Consider the following 19,831-nt stretch of genomic DNA (forward strand, 5'->3'; position numbering starts at 1 on the left):
CGATTCAGGACGTGGCGTCGTCGGCCAGTTCGGCGACTCCGGTGATCCGGTGCAGCGGGTACGTGCGGACCTCGTCCGCCGTGTGGTCGTACGCCGTGACGAAGCCGCCCTCGACCCGGACCGGCGCGATGACGCGCTGACTGGCCGCGCCGTCCGCGTTGACGTAGCCGATCCAGAGCGCCGAGCCGGTCATCGCGGCGGCCTGGACGGTGGCGAGGGTCTCGGCGGAGGTCGTACGGGACAGGGCGCCGGGTGTGGCGGCGGGCGCGTCGGCCGGGTCCTTGCGGACCACCGTGGCGGCCGTGTCCCCGGCGCGGATCGCCCGGACCGCCGCGCCGAGCAGGGTCGCGTCCGGGACCGGCGGGCCCTCGGGCACGGGGACGGGGGGCGTGCGGGGCGCGGTGCGGCGGGCGCCCGCGCGGGTGATCAGGACATCGCCCTCGGCGGACTCGGCGGCCGGCGCGTAGCCCAGCTCGCGCAGCCCTTCGAGCAGGGACGCCGGGTCGACCTGGGAGGCCAGGGCCGTCGGCGCCAGGCGGCGCAGGCGCAGGGTGGCCGAGCGCTTGTCGGCGAGGATCTCGTTCAGCACGGCCTCGTCGTCGCAGCGCACGTACGAGGAGGCGGCGCCGATCCGCAGATGGCCGTGGCGGCGGGCGACGTCGTCGATGAGGTAGCTGAGCGGCTGCGGCACCGGCGTACGGCTGTGGGTGGCGAGGAAGGCGTGCAGATCGGCGGCGGACTGTCCGGCGTCCAGGGCCCGGCGTACGGAGCCGGGGGTGAAGCGGTAGACCGTCGCGCCGCCCTTCGACTCGATGTCCGCGAGGGCGGAGAGCATGTCCGCCAGCGGGCGCTCCAGCGGACCGGGGGCGACGGCCGTCAGGTCGGCCTGGAGCAGGACGTGGTCCAGGGGTTCGGGGATGAGGGGCGCGAGCAGCGCGGCGGCCTCGTCGGGGCCGGAGTCGAGCAGGGCGCGGGTGTGCGCGGCGAGTGCGCCGCGGCCGGTGATGCCGAGGAGTTCGGACTCGTTGAGCGTCCACAGGGCGATCCGGGACCGCAGGTCGGTGGTGTCCCCGGCGGAGGCGGACGCGCCGCGCAGCGGGCGTTCCCAGCGGAGCCGGGCGAGCACGGTCTCCGGGTCGGGGGCGGTGCCCGGCTCCAGGGAGGCGAGGAGGGCCAGGACCCGGTGGCGGACCTCGGGGGCGGCGGAGCGGTCGAGGTCGGGGCCGAGGGCGGACAGGGCCCGGCCCTTGGCGTCCTGGCCGCCGACCAGTCCGGGGGTACGGGTCGCGGCGAGCCAGGCGGTGGCGAGGCGCGCCCAGCGGTCCTGGGCGGGGAGTTCGGCCCAGTCGTCGTAGGCGGGCGTCGGAGCGTACCGCTCGTCGGCCTCGCCGTCGGAGGCCAGCAGCCCGGCCGCGTAGGCGAGTTCGGTCCAGAACGCGGCGACCGGCTCGGAGACGTCGAGGGCGGTGGCGGTCCGCTTCAGGTCGCGGACACTGAGGCCGCCGGCGCGCAGTATCGCGGGCCCGCCGCCGTTCCAGCCCTTCAGCAGCTCCTCGATGGTGGTCACCGCCAGGAACGCCTGGCCGGCCGCGGCGCTGTCCACAGCCTGGGGAACACGGTTGGCGACCGCCTCCACGGCCGGCGGACGCGGTTCCGGCACGCGGTGGGCGCGCCCGGCCCGCAGATGCAGGGCGGCCTCGCGCGGCAGCACCACGGTGCGGGTCGACACCGGCAACAGCAGCCCGTGGTCGCGCAGCCATTTCACCGGCGGGGTGGGGTTCGGGGTCACTTCCCCGTACGGCGGCCCCCACACCAGCCGGTCCAGTACGGACAGGGCCTCGGCGGGGGCGGTGTCCAGCAGCTCGCCCATCCTGGCCCGGTCGGTGAAGAGCGCCGACAGGGCCGTCACGGCGGAGACCGGGTCGTGGGTGGCGGGCAGACCGGCCGCCGCCAGGATCTCCTGGAGGCGGCCCGGCGACATCCCGGCGGTCGCCTCCGCGACGGTCGGGCCCAGGCCGGTGGGGGAGGCGCGCTGCGGGGACGGCGCGAGGAGTTCGCGCGCGGTGCGCACCAGTCGCAGCCGGTCGTCCTCGCCCCAGACGAGGGCCTGTTCGCGCAGCGTGCCCAGGGCGGCGGGCAGCGCGTCCGCGATCGCCGTGTCCGCGTCCCCCCGGTGCTCGCCGTCGTCCCGGCCGTCGCCGGTGAGCAGGCCGAGCAGCGTCTCGTACGGTGCGGGGTCGGGAGCCACGGCGAGCGCCTCGGCGGTCTGCAGGGCGAACCGGTCGAGGTGCTCCAGGGCGCGTACGACGGAGGCGCGCGTGCCGGCTCTCGTCGCGAGCTGGGTGATGTCGCCCGGCACGGGGGTGAGGAGATCGGGGCGGGCGCGCAGCAGCCCCGCCAGCGATTCGTCGTCCCGGGCGCGGAGAGCCTCGGCGAGCGTCCGCGGTGGTGTGGTCGTCCCCATCCGTCCCACGGTAGTCGCTCCGGACAGGCCCGAGGGCGCTACCGTCGGTGCAGGGCCGTAGAGGGGAACCATCGCGTGGGCATCGAGAGCGACCAGCTCGTCTACGACTATCTGAGTCGGGTCGGGGACCTGGCGCAGCAGCAACAGCTGTCCTCGGGCACCCGGATGAGGCTCGTCGCGACGCTCCGGGGCGAGATCGACCGACAGCGCGGAAGGCAGTCCGGGGACACCCCGGCGGCGGTCCGCCGCATCATCGGGAGGCTCGGCACGCCGGACGAACTGGTCGCCGCGGCAGCCGCGTCGGCGGACGGCACGGTGGAGCTGCCGCAGGGGCCGGGACCCGTCGCGGGGGAGGGCAGCGGCATCCCCCGGCCGCGCAGGGGAATGCTCCGGAAAGACGGTTCCGGCCGGGGCGCGTCGCCGGTGCGGGCGGAGGCCCCGGACGGGGAGTGCCCCGACGGAGAGCCGGGACACGCCGGCGAGTCCGCGGAGTCCGCGGCCCCGGAACCGGCCGGGCGCGTGCCCTCGCCGCCGCACATGGCCGGATCGGACGAGCTGGGCCGGTCCGGGAACGAGCCCGACTGGTGGCGCGTCGAGCCGACGCCGTTCGGTGACGGGGTCGATGTGCCGGGGTTCTTCGGCGGCGTCGAGATCCCGGACATGATGAAACCGCCGGCTCCGGACGGGGGCGCCGTGCCGCGTCCGCGCGCGGGTGACGGTGAACCGGAGTACGACGAGCCGGACGACGGTGACGGCTTCGCCGAGGACGACGGTCCCGGCGAGGCCCCGCGCCGCCGACGCTTCCCGAGGCTCGGCCGCCGCGCCGCGCGCGAGGGCGGGGCGACGGGCCGCGGCTTCTCCCACCCCTTGCTGCTGCTCGCCGCCGCGCTGCTGGTCGCGGGTGCCGTGATGGGCTCCTGGCTGGCCCTGGCCGGCGGCTGGCTGCTGGCGTACAGCTCACGCAAGCTGTCCCGCGCGGAGGCGAAGTGGGCCGCGATGGGGCTGCCGGGCGTGGTCGTGGCGGGCGCCCTGGTCTGGCTGTGGGGCCGGACCACGGGACGCTGGGGCGAACCCATCCCCAAGGACGGGATGGGGGAGGCGCTGAGCGGGGCCTGGCCGGTGGTGGTGCGGACGGCCGCGGTGGCGTCGGCGGTGTTCCTGGTGTGGCGGGCGCGGAAGCGGGCGGGTTAGGGCCTCTCGTCGCTCCTGCGTACGGCGGGCGCGGAAGCAGGCCGGTCAAGACCGACCGGGATCACGCCGGGCTCGCGTGTTCCGGGATGCGGGCGGGCCATCCGGCCTCGCCGCCCGCCCGAGGGCCCGCACGTCCCGCCCGAGCCCGGACGCTCGCCGGACGGGCCCCGCACGCCGCCTGCCTCACTTCGTCAGATCGGTCTGCAGCTCGTCGAGGATCCGGTCCGCGGCCGTGTAGCCGATGCCCGCGATCCACAGGCGGTCGTCGACCTTGAAGACCTTTCCGTTCCTGGACGCCGTCAGCCCCTTCCACAGGCCGCCGCTCATCGTCTTCGTCGCCCCCGCCTTGTCCGGGTCGCCGTACGTGGACGTGAAGACGACATCCGCGTCCGCGAGGTCGATCTTCTCGGGGGACACGTCGTACGAGAAGCCGTCCTTGGCCTTGTCGGTGATCGCGGGGCGGCCCATGCCGAGGTCGGCGAGGATCGAGCCGATGTAGTTCTGCTTGCCGTAGATGCGGATGTCGGCGCCCTCGACGAAGCGGATGAAGTTGACGTCCGTGGCGGCCGCCTTCTCCTTGCCGCCGATCGCCTCGGTCACCTTCGCGACATGGGCGTCGTACCCGGCGATCACCTTCTTCGCCTCGGCCTGCTTGCCGAGCGCGTCCGCGTGCAGCCGGAAGTTCTCCTTCCAGGCGGACCCGGTGGACTCCGTCATCACGGTGGGGGCGATGGCGCTGAGCTGTTCGAAACGGTCACCGTCACGGACCTTGCTGGTGAGGATGAGGTCCGGCTTCAGCGAGGCGACGGTCTCCATGTTGGGGTTGGCGATGTCGCCGACCTCCTCGATGCCCTTCGTGCGGCTCGCGGGCAGGTAGGAGGGGAAGCCGTCCTCCGTCGCCGAGTGCGTCGCGCCGACGGGCCGCACGCCGAGGCTGAGTGCCGAGTCCAGCTCACCGGTGTCGAGGACCACGACGCGTCGGGGGGCCACGGGCACCTCGACGTCACCCATGACCGTCTTGACGGTGTGCGTTCTGGTGGCGCCGGCGCCGGAGTCCTTGCCGGAGCCCGAGGAACCACAGGCACAGAGCGCGAGCGCGCCGGACAGGGTGAGGGCGCCGACGGTGAGGCCTCGGCGGCGGGTGAGGGTGGTCATGGACTGCCTTTCGTCGGGCTGGGGTGCTCGGTCACGGGTGTCCTGCCGGGGGTCGGGCGGTCGGGCCCCGGGCGGTACGGGGCCTTCGCCGTTCGAGGGGAGCGGCGCGCACGCGGGAAGCCGGGAGCCCGGCGAGGGCGCGTGGCCCGTGGCGCCGGGCGAACCGTCCTGGCGGGCACCCACCCGGGCCGGTCATGGCGTCGGCGCGGCCTGCCACGGCGGCCCCGGCACGACGAGCGGCGAGCCGGTCACCGGGTCCGGGACGATCACCGCGTCCAGCCCGAAGACCTCGCGTACGAGCCCGGCGGTGACGATGTCCTTCGGGTGGCCCTCGGCGACGATCCGGCCCGCCTTCATGGCGACCAGGTGGTCCGCGTACCGGGCGGCCTGGTTGAGGTCGTGGAGCACGGTGACGACGGTCCGGCCGCGGGTGCCGTCCGCCGCCGGAGCGGTGAGTCGGCGCACCAGGTTCAGGACCTCCACCTGGTGGGCGATGTCGAGGTACGTGGTCGGCTCGTCGAGCAGCAGCAGATCGGTCTCCTGGGCGAGCGCCATCGCGATCCAGACCCGCTGGCGCTGTCCGCCGGACAGCTCGTCCACCGACCGTTCGCCCAGCGCCGAGACGTCCGTACGGTCCATGGCGTCCGTCACCGCCCGCTCGTCCTCCTCCGACCACTGCTGCCACCAGTGCTGATGAGGCTGCCGGCCACGGGCGACGAGGTCGGAGACAGTGATCGCCTCGGGGGCGACCGGGGTCTGCGGCAGCAGGCCGATCGACTGGGCGATCTTCCGCGTGGGGATCCTCGACAGCTCGGTGCCGTCCAGGAGCACCGCCCCGCCACGCGGTTTGAGGAGGCGGCCGAGCGCGCGCAGGGTGGTCGACTTGCCGCAGGCGTTCGGCCCGACGATGACGGTGACCCGGCCGTCGGGCACGTCGAGGTCCAGTTCCCGCACGACGGTGCGGTCCTCGTACGCGAGGGTCAGCTCCCGCGCGGTGAGCCGGCCGGCCGCGGACGTCGCGGCCTCGGGCGCGTCGGGCGCGTCGGACGTACGGGTCGAGCTCATGCGGTGCCTCCACTACGGCCGCGACCGCCGCCGTGACCTCGGACGATCAGCCAGATCAGATACGGGGCGCCGACCGCCGCCGTCAGTACGCCCACCGGCAGCTCGGTGGGCGAGAAGAGCTTTCGCGCCAGCAGATCCGCGAAGACCACGATCACCGCGCCGAGCAGCGCGGAGCAGAACAGCGGGATCTGCGCGGTACGGGTCATCCGGCGGGCGATCTGCGGGGCCAGCAGCGCCACGAAGTCGACCGGTCCGGCCGTCCCGGTCGCCACGGACGCCAGGATCACGCCGAGGGCGACGAGCCCCAGCCGTACGCGTCCCAGCCGCACCCCGAGCGCCGTCGCGGTGTCGTCGTCCATCGCGACGGTGCGCTGGGCCCGTGCCGCCCACAGGACGGCCGGCAGCAGGATCAGCAGCGTCCAGCCGATCGGCGCGGCCTCGGACCAGCCGCGGCCGTTGAGCGAGCCCGTCATCCAGACCTGTGCCTGCTGGGCGACCAGGTAGTCGCCCTTGGTCATGAACAAAGTGATGACCGACCGCAGCGCGATGGCGAAGCCGATGCCGATGAGGACGAAACGGGTGGCGTGCAGCCCGCCGCGCCAGGCGAAGACGTACACCAGCGCCGCCGCGGCCACCCCGCCGATGACGGACAGATAGGGCAGCACGGTGTACGAGGTGACGCCGAAGGTCATCGCGCCGACCGTGAGCGCGCCCGCCCCCTGGCTGATGCCGATGATGTCGGGGCTGGCCAGCGGATTGCGGGCGACGGTCTGGATCAGCGCGCCGGCGATCCCGAACGCGGCACCGACCAGCAGCCCCACGACCATCCGCGGCATCCGCAGCGTGCCGACGACCAGTTCGTCGGGGGACGGCTGCCCGAGGATCACCTTCAGGACCTCGCCGGGCGCGACGAAGCTCTCGCCGACGCAGAGGTACGCGACACAGAGGGCGGCCAGCGCGACGAGGAGGGCCGCGGCGACGACGGCCGCGCGCCGGTGCAGCAGGAACCGGCCCCGCGCCCCGATGCGTACGACGTGGTACCCGGCGGGCCGCACCGGGGCGGCCGTGTTCGCGCTCACGCGGGCACCGCCTTCCGGCGTACCAGCGTGACCAGGAACGGAACGCCGATCAGCGCCGTCATCACGCCCGCCGGGACCTCGCTCGGCGGGAAGAGGACACGGCCGACGACATCGGAGACGAGCAGCATCACGGGCCCGATCAGCGCCGCCATCGGCAGCACCCAGCGGTGGTCGCCGCCGACGATCGCGCGGGCGATGTGCGGGACGGCGAGCCCGATGAACGCGATCGGGCCGGCCGCCGCGACGCCGACACCGGTCAGCACGGTGGCCCCGATGCCGCCGACGATCCGAACCGTGGCGACCTTCTGCCCGAGGCCCTTCGCCACGTCCTCGCCGAGCGCCAGCGCGTCCAGCCCGCGGGCGACGGACAGCACGAGCACGGTCCCGACCAGCATGAACGGCCAGATCTGCTGGGCCACATCGGCCTCGCGCCCGGCGATCGAGCCGACCTGCCAGAAGCGGAACTCGTCCAGCGCGGACGCCTTGGTCGTCAGTACCGCCGTCGTCACCGACACCAGCAGCGCGTTGATCGCGGCACCCCCGAGGGCGAGCTTCACCGGGGTGGCGCCCCCGCGTCCGCTGGAGGCGATGGCGTACACGGCGACGGAGGCGATCGCGGCCCCCGCGAACGCGAACCACACGTATCCCGTCAGGGTGTGGATCCCGGCGTAGGCGATGGCCAGCACCACACCCACCGAGGCGCCCTGGCTGATGCCGAGGATGCCGGGGTCGGCGATGGGGTTGCGGGTGATGCCCTGGAGCACCGTGCCCGCGAGGGCCAGTGACGCGCCGACCATCAGCCCGATCAGGGTGCGCGGCACCCGCATGTTGCGGACGACTTCGGCGGAGTCGGAGTGCCCGCCGTGCAGCAGGGCGTCGATCACCTCGGACGGGGGTATGGAACGGGCCCCCACGGCAAGACTGAGAAGCACCGCCACCAGCAGCGCCGCGACGGCCGCCGCCGTCGCGAGTGCGCGTCTGGGGCGGCGTGGTGCGGCGACTGACATCGGACCCAATCGAAAGGCGAAGTAAAGTTAGGCTTGGCTAAGTCTAAGCACCGCCGTTTCGCGGGCCGAGGCCCGTACCGGGAACGCCGTCGTGTGCGGCCCCATGACAATGGACTCCATGCCTTCACACCCACTGACGGTCGGATTCGACCTCGATATGACGCTCATCGACTCCCGGCCCGGTATCAAGGCCGCCTACCTGGCGCTTTCCGCCGAGACGGGGACGCCGATCGATGCCGACCTGGTGGTGACCAGGCTCGGGCCGCCGGTCGACGACGAGCTGCGGAACTGGTTTCCGGCCGACGCGGTGGCCGCCACCGCCGACCGCTACCGGGAGATCTATCCCACACACGCCATCGTCCCCAGCCTCGCGCTGCCGGGGGCCCGGGAGTCGGTCGCGGCGATCCGCGAGCGGGGCGGCCGGGCGATAGTCGTCACCGCCAAGCACCTGCCGAACGCTGAGCTGCACCTGGCGCACCTCGGGATCGAGCCGGATGCGGTGATCGGCGGTCTGTGGGCGGAGGCCAAGGGGGAGGCGCTGCGCGAGCACGGCGCGCACGTGTACGTGGGCGACCACACCGGCGACGTACGCGGCGCCCGCACGGCCGGGGCCCTGTCGGTCGCGGTCACCACGGGCCCGTGCGACGAGAAGGAGCTCCGGGCGGCGGGCGCGGACGTCGTCCTGTCGTCGCTGACGGAGTTCCCGTCCTGGCTGGACGGCTACGCGGCGTAGGCCCTCCGGGCGGGGCGCGGGGCGCGGGATGCGGTGTGCCGGGTACGGGGTACGGGGTACGGGGCGCGGGTTCACCGGGCGCCGTACGGTGGAGCCTCATCCGCCTTGGCCGCGCATTCCACCCAGAGCAGTTTCCCGCCCTGCCCGGGCAGTCCGGTCCCCATGGGGTGGGCGCCCCAGCTCTCCGCGTAGAGGGTGACGAGGTACAGCCCCCGCCCGCGTTCGGCGAGCTCTTCCGGGGCCTCGGCGCTCCATCGGAAGGGGGCGGGGATGTGCGGGTTGGTGTCCCACACGCTCAGCCGGACACGGCTGCGCCCGGCGTCGCGCAGGCGCAGGGAGTAGGCCCCCGAGGAGTACAGGTAGGCGTTGGTGACCAGTTCGCTCGCCAACAGTTCGGCGGTCTCGGTGAGTTCGCGCATGCCGTGCACGCGCAGGACGGTGCGGAGGGTGGAGCGGGCCACGCCGGGAGCGCGGGGATCCTGCGGGAGTTGGAGGGTGTACGCCCAGGGCGGGGATACCGTGGCACTGACCATGGAAGTCTCCGATCACGGAGGAGAGTTGAAGGGTGCGCTTCGATGTGCCCGGTGACGAGACCGCTCCGTCGAGCGGGGTACTTCCGGGCGGGTGGCCTGGGTCAGAGACTAGGCTCTCTGCAAGTTCTATTTGCACTGCATTCATGAAACTGCATGCAGATCCCCTCGTGTGAGTGATGAGTCGAACTCAACCCCGCCAAGGAGGAGTTACGTGGCAGGCAGATCGGCCCCCACCGGCCGGCGCATCCGAATCGCCACCGAGCTGCGCAAATTGCGCGAGCGCGCCGGCCTCACGGCGACCGAGGCCGCCCGACTGCATGGCATCGGCCAGGGGCAGCTGAGCAACATCGAGGCCGCCAGGTTCGGAGTGAGCGGCGAGCGGCTGCGCGCCATGGCGCAGAACTACGAGTGCTCCGACCATGCCTTCATCGAAGCCCTGGTCGACATGGTCAAGGACCGGAAGCGTGGCTGGTGGTCCGACTACCAGGAGCTCCTGCCGACGCCTCTCCTGGATCTTGCGGAACTGGAAGACCATGCCGAACGGCTGCGCGGGGCCATCACGGCGCACATTCCCGGGCTGCTCCAGAGCGCCGACCATGCGCGGGAGATCTTCCGGCAGCACGTCCCGGAGCTTCCGCCCTCGGACGTCGAGCACCGGGTCTCGTTCCGAACGAAGCGACAGGCAGTGCTGTGCGGAGCGGAGCCGACCCCGTACCAGGCGCTCATCCATGAAGCGGCGCTGCGTACCGAAGTCGGCGGCCCCCAAACGGCACGGCCGCAGTTGCGGCACCTCCTCGACATGAGCGAGCAGGACCACATCACCATCCAGGTCATCCCGTTCAAGGCAGGCGCCATCCCCGGCTCAGGCCAGTCCATCTACTACGCGTACGGCCCAGTTCCCGAGTTGGACACCGTCCACCTCGACCAGTCCCATGGCCTCGCATTCCTCGACGCCGATACCCAACTCCGGAACTACCGGACCCTGTTCAGCAGGATCGAGGACGCGGCGCTGTCGCCGGAAGACACCCGGGATCTCATCCACCACATCGGTCAGCACCTGTGAGGGGAGCATTCATGCCCACGTACGACCACTGGCAGAAGTCGTCCTACTGCGCCCAGGGGGACTCGTGCGTGCACGTCGCCGCGCGCGACAGCACGGTCGAACTCACCGAGAGCAGCGATCCCACCGGAGCGATACTCCACACCACCCCCGCCGCGTGGGCAGCCCTCGTACGGGCCGTCAAGGAGAGTCACTGCCATGGCTGACCCCCGCATCCCCACCGACCTCACGTGGATCCGTGCCGCCCCCGAGGGCGAGGAGGGCCCCGGCCCCTGGATCGAGATCGCCTTCGGGCCGGACGACCAGGTCTGTCTACGGGAGACCAGCGACCCCGAGAACGTCGTGACGACGACCACGACGAAATGGGACGCCTTCACCAAGGGCGTCGTGGCCGGCGAGTTCGACCACTTCGCCGAACTCGACGGCGAGGGCCCGGTCACTCCGTCCTGAAAGAATCGGGCTGGACCGGATATCACAAGTCATCGGCAGCAGCGGGAACTTGCGGACCGGCAGCCGACAGGATGCGCCCGTCGAACCAGACGGCAGGACAGCGAGGAAACCTCCATGGATCGAGCCCCGGCAGATCGAGTCGATTACGAAGACGACGGCCTCCGCTACCTGAACGACGTGCCCTTCACCGGTGTCGCGTTCACGGAGAAGGATGGCGCTCTCAAGTCCGAGGCGACCTACCGGGAGGGTCTGCAGTGGGGGCCGACGAAGGAGTGGTATCCGTCGGGGTAGCCCATGGTGGACTCGACGTTCGCGCGGGGGATGCTGCACGGACGGGCTCGGGAGTGGCACAGGAACGGGCAGCTCGCGGAGGACGGCGAGTATGAGTACGGCATTGCGTTGTGGGCGAAGCAGTGGGATGAGAACGGTGTCATCGAGGACGACTACGTGCTCACGGAATCCGACTCGGACCATCAGGCGCTGCTGCATTTCCGGGCGCTCTACGGCGGAGCGGCGTGACCGTGGCGGGGCTGCCGCTCACCTGTCCTTCATTCGCGGCCGGTGTGCGCCTCGATGGCGTCGTTGATCTCGGGCCAGAGTTCGCGGGGGCGGTCGTGACCCATATCGGGGATCAACAAGAGCTGCGCTCCGGGCACGAGATCTGCGGTGCGTTCCCCACCACTGGGGTCGACCAGCGTGTCGTCCAGACCATGGATCACCAGGGTTGGGACCTGAAGCTCCCGGAGCGCATGTGCCCGTGAACCACTGAGGATCATCGCTCCCAGTTGACGTCCGACTCCGGCTGGGCAGTACGCGCGGTCGTAACTGTTGGCAGCCAGCTCACGAAGGGCCGCGGGATCGCCATAGCGCTTGGAGGCCCACACCAGGTCTCTCTCCGCGGCTGCGATGTATCCCTCGCGGTCCGCCGGCTTCGGGCTGGAGATCACCGCCTGGGCTTCGGGACTGGACCGGCCGTATTCGGATTCGCCGGTCGAGGACATCATCGACGTCAGGGTCAGCACCCGCGTCGGCCGGCTGATGGCCATCGTCTGGGCGAGCATTCCGCCCATCGAGGATCCGACCACGTGAGCTCGTTCGATTCCGAGCGCCGTGAGCAGGCCGAGGCCGTCGTCGGCCATGTCCTGAACCGTGTAGGGAACCATCGCGAGGGCGGACGGAATGTCTCCCGAGTTCACAGCGTCGATGAGCCGGCTCGTATCGACGGCATGAACGTCGAACTTGGTGGACAGCCCGCAGTCGCGGTTGTCGTACCGGATCACGTAGCGGCCACGATGGGCGAGTGTGCGGCAGAAGTCCTCGTGCCAGGCGATCATCTGGGCGCTGAAACCCGTCACGAGCAGGACAGGTGCGTCAGAAGGGTCACCGAAGGTTTCGTACGCGATGGACACTCCGGGCGAGACTTCAACAATCGGCATGCTTGCAGTTTCCCAGCAGTCGCTGTCAGAGCACACCCGGCGACGGACCCGGCAAGCAGCCCGGCCTCCTCCACAGCGGCGGTCGCCCGCGCCTCGGTTCACCACACGGGCGACTCCGCATCCACGCTCGACCCGAGCAACCGGTGCACCTCGCCCGGGACTTGGAGATACCGGGGGTGCTTCGACCGGCGCCAACACCTGCCCGGCAGCGGTACACACCTGAACGACGGGCCCACCTGACTCAGGTGGGCGCCCTCTGCTGCGCGAGTGTTCAGGCCGCGGTGACGATGACGGGCAGGAGGAAGCCGAACAGCCCGGTGCACAGACCCAGGATGCAGGAGCGGCGAGGGGACCCGGCGAAGAAGCCGATGGCCGCGAGGGTGACCGCCAAGGCGCCGAAGATGACGGGGATGCCGGCTCCTATGTAGCCGGCGAACAGGGAAAGGAGGCAGGCGAGGATGCCCAGGGTGGACGAGGCGCCGCCGTAGAGCGACGCGGGGCTGTCGGATTGTCCGGTGGGCATTTCGCTGTCCTTCTCTGCGGGGCTGCTGCGCGGGAGCGGTATCCCGTGAGTCCCATCATGGCAGCTCGTCGCGGTGGGCGGAGGGTGCCCTTTGGGGCAGTGCCCTTTGGGGCAGTGCCCGATGGGTCAATATCGGCTGCCTCGATTGGTTCCTAGTGTTGCGGCGACCGCATGAGATCCAAAAACGGGAGAAGTTTGTGAAGCTGACAGGTCGTGCTGCGAAGCTGACGTCACTCGCTGTGGTCCCCCTCGCGCTCTTGGCGACTGAGGTCACGGCCGCCGCCTCGCCAGGGCGTGCCCCTCGCCCGGATTCCTCCGCCTTCTCCCTGTCCTCGGTGCGCGCGCACGAGCTGACGGACGTGAGTGGCTTCGCCTCCTCAAGTGCGGAGGGCCGCCTGCTGAACAGTCAGGGATTCGCCGTGCTGCGGACGTCTTCGAGTCGTACGGCGGTGGTCGACCGTTCGATGACCGACCAGGGCATCACCACCGCGACCGGGACCTCCTCCGTGGACATCTCCTGGCAGGGGTACGACCCGCAGGCCCGTTATGTCGTGAGCCGTGACGGCAAGGACATTGCCCCGCTCGGCGCCGGGGTCACGTCCTTCCACGACACCGGACTGCAAGCGGGCAGTCGCCATACCTACCGGGTCGCACCCATCCTGCCCAAGGGCGGCAGTCCGAAAGCCCGCGTATGGGGCATGCAGGTGTCCGTCCCCACGGTCCGCAGGGGAGAAGACCAGCTGAGCGCGCTGCGTCGGCAGGCCGTGCAACAGGCGACTGCGGCGGCGGTCGCCAAAACCACCACGGTGACGTGGATGACGTTCATACCCCAGAAGAAGGTCGACGCACCGCTCGCAGGCTGCGACTACGGCCGCAACTTCCAGTTCGGCGGGGACGGCCACGGCTACGACTGGAAGTCGTCGAAGTACCGGACCGTCTTGAACGCGCTGATCACGTGGAAGTCGAAGAAGGTCGACGGCTACAAGGACATCGGGGCCAGCCACGTCTACGCCAAGAAGACGGGCAAGCTGGTCGCCACCAAGACGGCCAGCGGCAAGGACATGAAGGCCAAGAAGATGGGGTCGGGCAGCACGTACGTGGACGTGCGGCTGGTCACACACGCCACGAATCCCTTCTGCAAGGGCCTGGGAGGCGTCAAGGGAGCGATCGACGGCGCGATCTCGATGCACGTGACGACCGGCGGAAACTGGTCGATCATCTCCGGCAAGCATCGGCTGATGCCGAACCACCACATATATATCTATAACGGTGGCAAGGTCACGGACGTCTACAAGCGCAAGTACGCGAACGAGCTTTGCCTGGTGGGGTCGGCGACGTGCCCGGAGGCCGATCTCACGGGCTACTACGGCAAGTTCAAGTAGGACGGTCGCGCGAGCCGCGCATATGGGGAGTCCCGCACCAGTACGGTGCGGGGCTTCCGCGTTGAGGTCGTCCCTTCGTCGGATCAGTTGCTCACCGTCGGCCGGGCTCCGGTGGTGCGGTGGCGGCGCGAGCCGCGTCGCTGTAAGTCCTTCGTCTTTTCAGACATCACCCCGACAGGCCGCCCCTCCTTTTCGGGCAATGCCCTTGTGGGAGGTGAAAGTTGGCGCCGCCAGAATGAAATGAACATCGAATGACCGAGCGGATAGGTTGGCCGGTGGTCGCCGCAGCACCCAGGCCACGGGGGTCTGCTGGGAATCGCGGCGTCCAGAAGGGGACCGGAATGACCGATCGGTCCGACGTGGCGGACACGGCTTGCTCCTACCGGCGAACCGGCCACAACCCGGAACCCGGTGTCTGGCGGCTGGAGACCCTGACACATCGAGAAAGAGAGGTTCTGCTGCTGCTGGGGACAGGCCTGGGCAACCGCGAGCTGTCCAGGGACTTGGGGATTGCCGAACGCACGGTGAAGGCGCACATCGCAAACATCGTGGCCAAGCTGGGGCAGCAGACACGGACACAGGCCGCGATCGTCTCTGCCCTGGCCCACGGCTCGCTGTGTACCGATCTGTCATGCTCCCGGCATCTCGGTAAGATTCCGGGCCGTTGGCGCGAGCCTACTGTTGCGTAAGGTGACCGAGTCCGCTCGCTTCGGGTAGACCCGGTGCCGCAGCCGCTCCTCATGGCCGATGCGCTCGATCGCGTCGGCCATGAGGAGCGGGCCAGGCGAACCGCGCGGTCGTCCGCGTACGGCGGCAGCAGCCGGAACCGGCGCGCTGGCCGTACATGCCGAACCCGTGCGTACCGTCGTCCACCACCCACTGAGCGCGGCGCACACCCGTACTGATCGCGTTGATCTTGTTCGCGGCATCGGCCGGCGACTCGATGTTCCCGGCGAACTGCGCGAGGCCGATACGGCCCGCCGGGCGCCCCCCGCCCTACCGTTTCGGCGCGCCCGCCCGCACCGACCGCACCACGCCCGCCGCGGCGATCAGGAAGCCGACGCCCATCAGCATGCACAGCGACCACGCGATGGACGGAAGCGGATGGGTGTGGAGGAACAGCGGGGCCACCGTGACCAGCGTGGCCAGCGCTCCGATGAAGAAGACGATCGCGCCGATCCGGACGAGCCGGTCGCCAGCGCCAGAAGGAGTAGTGCTCACCCCGTCAGGGTAGTTGCCGACACCGGTGAAACGTCCCGCGGCGAGCCGTGCGCGGCGCAAGCACCGTTTCTGGACACAGTCCGGATGACCAGGCTTGACGAGGGGTACTTCACCTGTGGAGGCTTCTGCCAGCAGGGGAGCACCGCCACTGGATAGCCTGACCTGCTGAGGCTTTGTTCCGGCATACAGGTTGCATACGGGTTGAGATGGGGTGCGTGCTTTGCCGACTGGCAAGGTCAAATGGTTCAACAGCGAGAAGGGCTTCGGCTTCCTCTCCCGCGACGACGGCGGCGACGTCTTCGTGCACTCCTCGGTGCTTCCCGACGGCGTCGACGCACTCAAGCCAGGTCAGCGCGTCGAATTCGGCGTCGTGGCAGGTCAGCGCGGAGACCAGGCGCTCTCGGTGGCGGTCCTGGACCCGACCCCGTCCGTCGCGGCCGCACAGCGCCGCAAGCCGGACGAGCTCGCGTCCATCGTGCAGGATCTGACCACCCTGCTGGAGAACATCACGCCGATGCTGGAGCGCGGCCGCTACCCCGACAAGGCGGCCGGCAAGAAGATCGGCAGCCTGCTGCGCGCGGTCGCCGACCAGCTCGACGTGTAGGACCGGGTCCGGCCCCGGCCTTCCGCCGGATCTCAGACGAATGACAGCGCGTCCGGGCCGAGGGGCGGTACCAGCCCCTCGGCCGCGGCGCGGGTCAGCAGTCCGCGGATCGCCGCGTAACCGTCCTCGCCGAGGTCGGCCGTGAACTCATTGACGTACAGCCCGATGTGCTGGTCCGCCACGGCCGGGTCCATCTCCTGGGCGTGCTCCAGCACGTAGGGCCGTGACGCCTCCGGGTCGTCCCAGGCCATCCGTACCGAGGTGCGCACGGACTCGGCGAGCAGCTTCAGCCTGTCCGCGCCCAGCGAGCGCTTGGCGATGATCGCACCGAGCGGGATCGGCAGCCCGGTCGTCTCCTCCCAGTGCCGGCCCATGTCGGCGAGGTTGTGCAGCCCGTAGTTCCGGTAGGTGAAACGGGCCTCGTGGATGACGAGACCGGCGTCCACCTTCCCGTCGCGCACGGCGGGCATGATCTCGTCGAACGGCATGACGACGATCTCGCCGACCCCGCCCGGCACCACTTCCGCCGCCCAGAGCCGGAAGAGCAGGTACGCGGTGGAGCGCTCACTGGGCACGGCGACGGTCCTCCCCGTCAGATCCGTGCCGGCCTCCCTGGTGAGGACGAGCGGTCCGCAGCCCCGCCCGAGCGCCCCGCCGCACGGCAGCAGCGCGTACTCGTCCAGCACCCAGGGCAGCACCGCGTACGAGACCTTGAGCACGTCCAGTTCGCCGCGCTCGGCCATTCCGTTGGTGATGTCGATGTCGGCGAAGGTGACATCGAGGGCGGGCGCGCCGGGGACCCTTCCGTGCGCCCAGGCGTCGAAGACGAAGGTGTCGTTCGGGCACGGCGAGAACGCGATGTGCAACGGGTTCGACGGGTCATGCGTCGTGTCGGTCATGGTGGGTCCAACCTTCCAGTACGGGTACGAGCTTCCCGAACGCCCCGGTGAGCGCGGCCAGCGCGTCGCCGATGCGCCAGGCGTCCCGGTCGCGCGGGCCGACGGCGTTCGAGACCGCCCTCAGTTCCAGCACCGCAGCGCCCGACCGCTCGGCGGCCTCGGCGACGCCGAAGCCCTCCATGGCCTCGGCGGCGGCCCGCGGGTGCGTGGCGAGCAGGGCGGCGGCACGCTCGGCGCTGCCGGTCACGGTGGAGACGGTGAGGACCTCGCCGGTGAGCGCGCCGGTGGCGGCGGCCACGTCCCGTACCAGCGCGGGCGGTGGCGTGAACCGGTCGCGGCCGAAGCCCAGACCGGTGACGGGCACGAAGCCCTCGGGGGTCTCGGCGCCCAGATCGGCGGCGACGATGCCGCTCGCGACGACGAGCGAGCCGACCGGGGCGACGGGTGCGAACCCGCCGCCGATCCCGGCCGAGACGACGACGTCGTACGGCACGGAGGCAGAGGGACCGTGCGGTGCGGAGGAGGCGCGGTCGTGCGGCGCGGACGCGGCGCCGAGAGCGAAGGCGGCGGCCGCCGCCGCGGCGGCCGGTCCCGCGCCGCCGGCGAGGACGTCGACCACGCCGGAGCCGGTCACGCGGTGGACCTGAGCGCCGGGCACCTCGTGCACCGTCACCCCGGACCCGTCCCCGAACGCACGCGTGACCGCGTCCCGTTCTGCGGGGACAGCGGTCACGACAAGCACACGCACGGGGGAATCCTCCGAGGTCAGGAGGGGGTCAGGAGGTCTTCTTCAGCTCGAAGTGCCAGACGCCGGTGAGCTGCTTGCCCTTGGTCTCCACGATGCTGACCTGCGTCTTGTTCGAGGTCTCGCCGGTCTGGCTGGAGAAGAAGGCGCTGCCCGGGATGGAGCGGTAGGTCTTCTTGTACGGCTCCTGCTCGGCCTGCTGGCCGTTGATGAACAGGGTCCAGCCGTTGTTCGCGATCTCCGGGTCGACGCCGAAGCGGACCTTGTCGTCCATCGCGACCTTGACGGTCTTGTCGGCCTTCTTGTTGAGGCAGCCCTGGATCTCGGACGTCTTGAGGGCCTTGCCGTCGTTGTAGCAGGACGCCTCGGAGGTCACCACGTTGCCACCGACCGTTACGGTCGCGAGCGGCGTCGGCTTGTCGCAGGCGGAGAGGACAAGGAGTCCCGCGGACACGGCACCAAGAGCGACGCCGATTCGACGGCCCTTACCGGAGAAGAACGCAACGGTCATGGGCCGAAGGCTATCGGTCGCTCCGGTTCATGCCACGCGGGGGTGCGGCGAGCCGCGCCGAGCGGCGCTCAGCAGACCCCGTACGGACGTGGCCGCGCCCAGGGCGAGGATGCCGGCGGCGACCGACATGCCCAGTACGCCGTTGAGGGGGAGGGCGATGCCGATTCCGCCGCCGATCACCCACGCCATCTGGAGCACGGTCTCGGACCGGGCGAACGCGGATGTCCGCACCTCTTCTGGCACGTCGCGCTGGATCATCGCGTCCAGCGAGAGCTTCGACAGGGCCTGGGTGAAGCCCGCCGTCGCGCTGAGTGCGGCGACCATGACGGCACTGAAGAACAGGGCGGCGAGCACGGCGATGCCCAGGGCCAGGGTCAGCACCGCGGCGACGATCGCCTCGGGGCCGCGCGCCCGGAGCCAGGAGCCGACCGCCGTACCGACCGCGTTTCCCACACCGGCCGCCACGCCGACGATGCCGAGCGAGACGGCGGCGCTCTGTCCGGCGAGCGGCTGCTCGCGCAGCAGGAACGCCAGGAAGAAGATCAGGAAGCCGGAGAGCGCGCGGTGCGCGGTGTTGGCCTGGAGCCCGTTCAGCACGGACGGCCCCACGGACCGCAGGCCGGGCCGCTTCTCCCCGTTGCTCTCCCGGCGCCTCGCCCTGCCGCCCTTTCCGTTCCGCTTCGTCGCGGGCCGGGCGGACGTCACGCCGTGCGGCAGCACCAGCTGGGCCTTCCGCTCGCCCTTGGCGGAGTCGACCTTGGGCGGCAGCGTGAAGGCGAGGACGGTTCCCCCGATGAAGATCGCGCACGCGCCGTACAGCGGCCAGCCGGAGCCGATGATCTGCAGCCCCGCTCCGATCGGGGCGGCGACACCGGTCGCCAGGAGCCCGGCCAGGGTGACCCGGGAATTCGCCTTCACCAGGGAGAAGCGGGGTGGCAGCAGGCGTGGCACGACCGCGCTGCGCACCACTCCGTACGCCTTCGAGCAGACCAGGACGCCCAGCGCGGCCGGATACAGCTCCAGACCGCCGGTGGCGACCGCGCCCGCCATGGTGAGCGCGAGCACCGCGCGGGCCAGCATCGCGCCGGCCATCGCGGCCCGGCGGCCGTGCGGCAGACGGTCCAGGAGCGGGCCGATCACGGGGGCGAGAAGGGTGAAGGGCGCCATGGTGACGGCGAGGTAGAGCGCGACACGGCCGCGGGCCTCGTCCGTCGGTACGGAGAAGAACACCGTGGAGGCGAGCGCGATCGTGATCATCACATCGCCCGCGCCGTTCACGGCGTGCAGCTCGATCAGCTTGCCGAGCCCGGATTCGCCGGCGCCGTGGGCGTGCGTCGCCTTCCGGATTCCTCTCGCGGTGCCGGTGAACGGGGTCCGCAGGGCATGACCGATCGTCCGGCCCGTCCTGCGGAGCGGGCCGGAATCCTTGTGCGACCTGGCGGAAGTCACTTCGTCATAGTGCCCCAGTGATGGCACCCACGAACCGGGATCGGAGCGGGGCGCGGATGCACTCCGCCCTGTCGGGCCAGTCGTCCGCCCGGTCCGGGCCGGGCGGATCCGGTGGCACCGGCCGGTGGCCGTCGGGCGTTGTGGGGCGGTCTTCGCGCGGGCACGGAGCCGGATACGGCCTCGTTTGGGACGGGCAGGTGGGCGGGGGGCGGCGGAGAGGGTAGCGTGCTTAGCGCGCCACCGGCGGTTGTCCTCGGCCGCGCGCCTATCGGCGATCCCGCAGAATGGATGGCAGAAGGTGCGCCCGAGGCAGGCACAACGGGT

General features: G+C 71.1%; 23 protein-coding genes. 10 read left to right on the forward strand and 13 right to left on the reverse strand.

Translation table 11 applies throughout. The features are described from left to right. Positions 1–4: 4 nt before the first annotated feature. Complete coding sequence (locus ACZ68L_RS15305; RefSeq protein WP_469577284.1) at positions 5–2,464, reverse strand: helicase-associated domain-containing protein; 2,460 nt, start codon at positions 2,462–2,464, stop codon at positions 5–7. Between the two features lie 75 nt (positions 2,465–2,539). On the opposite strand from ACZ68L_RS15305, the gene ACZ68L_RS15310 reads away from it, so the two are divergent. After that, positions 2,540–3,655: a hypothetical protein gene (locus ACZ68L_RS15310; RefSeq protein WP_469577285.1), complete on the forward strand. Its 1,116-nt coding sequence runs from the start codon at positions 2,540–2,542 to the stop codon at positions 3,653–3,655. Between the two features lie 183 nt (positions 3,656–3,838). On the opposite strand, the gene ACZ68L_RS15315 is transcribed toward ACZ68L_RS15310, so the two are convergent. The 4 genes from ACZ68L_RS15315 to ACZ68L_RS15330 all read right to left on the reverse strand — a co-directional run bounded on the left by ACZ68L_RS15315 (position 3,839) and on the right by ACZ68L_RS15330 (position 7,961). Then, the gene (locus tag ACZ68L_RS15315) at positions 3,839–4,810 is read right to left on the reverse strand and encodes an ABC transporter substrate-binding protein (RefSeq protein ID WP_469577286.1); all 972 of its coding nucleotides are present in this window, start codon (positions 4,808–4,810) and stop codon (positions 3,839–3,841) included. A 192-nt stretch (positions 4,811–5,002) separates the two neighbouring features. Next, positions 5,003–5,875: an ABC transporter ATP-binding protein gene (locus tag ACZ68L_RS15320; RefSeq protein ID WP_469577287.1), complete on the reverse strand. Its 873-nt coding sequence runs from the start codon at positions 5,873–5,875 to the stop codon at positions 5,003–5,005. Continuing rightward, on the reverse strand, positions 5,872–6,954 hold the full coding sequence (locus tag ACZ68L_RS15325) for a FecCD family ABC transporter permease (RefSeq protein WP_469577288.1): 1,083 nt from the start codon (positions 6,952–6,954) through the stop codon (positions 5,872–5,874). Before ACZ68L_RS15325 ends, ACZ68L_RS15320 begins: the two co-directional genes overlap by 4 nt. Beyond that, on the reverse strand, positions 6,951–7,961 hold the full coding sequence (locus tag ACZ68L_RS15330; RefSeq protein ID WP_469577289.1) for a FecCD family ABC transporter permease: 1,011 nt from the start codon (positions 7,959–7,961) through the stop codon (positions 6,951–6,953). The genes ACZ68L_RS15325 and ACZ68L_RS15330 overlap by 4 nt, the downstream gene beginning before the upstream one ends. 118 nt (positions 7,962–8,079) lie before the next feature. Here ACZ68L_RS15330 and ACZ68L_RS15335 point away from each other — a divergent pair, with 118 nt between their 5' ends. Next, complete coding sequence (locus ACZ68L_RS15335) at positions 8,080–8,694, forward strand: HAD family hydrolase (RefSeq protein WP_469577290.1); 615 nt, start codon at positions 8,080–8,082, stop codon at positions 8,692–8,694. A 71-nt stretch (positions 8,695–8,765) separates the two neighbouring features. Here ACZ68L_RS15335 and ACZ68L_RS15340 read toward each other — a convergent pair whose 3' ends face one another. Next, positions 8,766–9,227 carry an ATP-binding protein gene (locus tag ACZ68L_RS15340; RefSeq protein ID WP_469577291.1) on the reverse strand — a complete coding sequence of 154 codons (462 nt, stop codon included), beginning with the start codon at positions 9,225–9,227 and terminating at the stop codon, positions 8,766–8,768. 211 nt (positions 9,228–9,438) lie between these two features. On the opposite strand from ACZ68L_RS15340, the gene ACZ68L_RS15345 reads away from it, so the two are divergent. From ACZ68L_RS15345 to ACZ68L_RS15365, 5 genes are all read left to right on the forward strand, one after another. Then, positions 9,439–10,290: a helix-turn-helix domain-containing protein gene (locus ACZ68L_RS15345; RefSeq protein WP_469577292.1), complete on the forward strand. Its 852-nt coding sequence runs from the start codon at positions 9,439–9,441 to the stop codon at positions 10,288–10,290. An 11-nt stretch (positions 10,291–10,301) separates the two neighbouring features. Next, positions 10,302–10,493: a DUF397 domain-containing protein gene (locus tag ACZ68L_RS15350; RefSeq protein ID WP_469577293.1), complete on the forward strand. Its 192-nt coding sequence runs from the start codon at positions 10,302–10,304 to the stop codon at positions 10,491–10,493. Next, positions 10,486–10,737, forward strand: coding sequence for a DUF397 domain-containing protein (locus ACZ68L_RS15355; RefSeq protein WP_469577294.1), 252 nt, complete (start codon positions 10,486–10,488; stop codon positions 10,735–10,737). Before ACZ68L_RS15350 ends, ACZ68L_RS15355 begins: the two co-directional genes overlap by 8 nt. Before the next feature lie 114 nt (positions 10,738–10,851). Beyond that, positions 10,852–11,028 carry a hypothetical protein gene (locus tag ACZ68L_RS15360; protein WP_469577295.1) on the forward strand — a complete coding sequence of 59 codons (177 nt, stop codon included), beginning with the start codon at positions 10,852–10,854 and terminating at the stop codon, positions 11,026–11,028. Between the two features lie 3 nt (positions 11,029–11,031). Beyond that, positions 11,032–11,256 (forward strand): hypothetical protein, encoded by a 225-nt coding sequence (locus ACZ68L_RS15365; protein WP_469577296.1) that lies wholly within the window; start codon positions 11,032–11,034, stop codon positions 11,254–11,256. 29 nt (positions 11,257–11,285) lie between these two features. Here ACZ68L_RS15365 and ACZ68L_RS15370 read toward each other — a convergent pair whose 3' ends face one another. Both ACZ68L_RS15370 and ACZ68L_RS15375 read right to left on the reverse strand, forming a co-directional pair. Then, a complete protein-coding gene (locus tag ACZ68L_RS15370; RefSeq protein ID WP_469577297.1) occupies positions 11,286–12,173 on the reverse strand; it encodes an alpha/beta fold hydrolase in 888 nt (295 codons plus the stop codon). Between the two features lie 271 nt (positions 12,174–12,444). Continuing rightward, a complete protein-coding gene (locus tag ACZ68L_RS15375) occupies positions 12,445–12,696 on the reverse strand; it encodes a hypothetical protein (protein WP_469577298.1) in 252 nt (83 codons plus the stop codon). Between the two features lie 257 nt (positions 12,697–12,953). Between ACZ68L_RS15375 and ACZ68L_RS15380 the strand changes: the two genes are divergently transcribed. After that, complete coding sequence (locus ACZ68L_RS15380; RefSeq protein WP_469577299.1) at positions 12,954–14,078, forward strand: hypothetical protein; 1,125 nt, start codon at positions 12,954–12,956, stop codon at positions 14,076–14,078. A 341-nt stretch (positions 14,079–14,419) separates the two neighbouring features. Beyond that, on the forward strand, positions 14,420–14,767 hold the full coding sequence (locus ACZ68L_RS15385) for a LuxR C-terminal-related transcriptional regulator (RefSeq protein ID WP_469577300.1): 348 nt from the start codon (positions 14,420–14,422) through the stop codon (positions 14,765–14,767). A 307-nt stretch (positions 14,768–15,074) separates the two neighbouring features. On the opposite strand, the gene ACZ68L_RS15390 is transcribed toward ACZ68L_RS15385, so the two are convergent. Beyond that, entirely contained in the window at positions 15,075–15,299 is a 225-nt protein-coding gene (locus ACZ68L_RS15390; protein WP_469577301.1) for a hypothetical protein, read from the reverse strand. Between the two features lie 220 nt (positions 15,300–15,519). Between ACZ68L_RS15390 and ACZ68L_RS15395 the strand changes: the two genes are divergently transcribed. After that, complete coding sequence (locus ACZ68L_RS15395; protein WP_351081896.1) at positions 15,520–15,903, forward strand: cold-shock protein; 384 nt, start codon at positions 15,520–15,522, stop codon at positions 15,901–15,903. Positions 15,904–15,935: 32 nt separating this feature from the next. On the opposite strand, the gene ACZ68L_RS15400 is transcribed toward ACZ68L_RS15395, so the two are convergent. From ACZ68L_RS15400 to ACZ68L_RS15415, 4 genes are read right to left on the reverse strand one after another with little or no spacing between them, the layout of a single operon-like run. Beyond that, positions 15,936–16,802 carry a 1,4-dihydroxy-6-naphthoate synthase gene (locus ACZ68L_RS15400; protein ID WP_469577302.1) on the reverse strand — a complete coding sequence of 289 codons (867 nt, stop codon included), beginning with the start codon at positions 16,800–16,802 and terminating at the stop codon, positions 15,936–15,938. After that, on the reverse strand, positions 16,783–17,550 hold the full coding sequence (locus ACZ68L_RS15405; RefSeq protein WP_469577303.1) for a futalosine hydrolase: 768 nt from the start codon (positions 17,548–17,550) through the stop codon (positions 16,783–16,785). The genes ACZ68L_RS15400 and ACZ68L_RS15405 overlap by 20 nt, the downstream gene beginning before the upstream one ends. Positions 17,551–17,578: 28 nt before the next feature. After that, on the reverse strand, positions 17,579–18,058 hold the full coding sequence (locus ACZ68L_RS15410; RefSeq protein ID WP_469577304.1) for a DUF2771 domain-containing protein: 480 nt from the start codon (positions 18,056–18,058) through the stop codon (positions 17,579–17,581). A gap of 27 nt (positions 18,059–18,085) precedes the next feature. After that, the gene (locus ACZ68L_RS15415) at positions 18,086–19,507 is read right to left on the reverse strand and encodes an MFS transporter (RefSeq protein WP_469577305.1); all 1,422 of its coding nucleotides are present in this window, start codon (positions 19,505–19,507) and stop codon (positions 18,086–18,088) included. Between the last annotated feature and the right edge of the window lie 324 nt (positions 19,508–19,831).

The sequence above is a fragment of the Streptomyces sp. NPDC104309 genome (genome assembly GCF_055584025.1).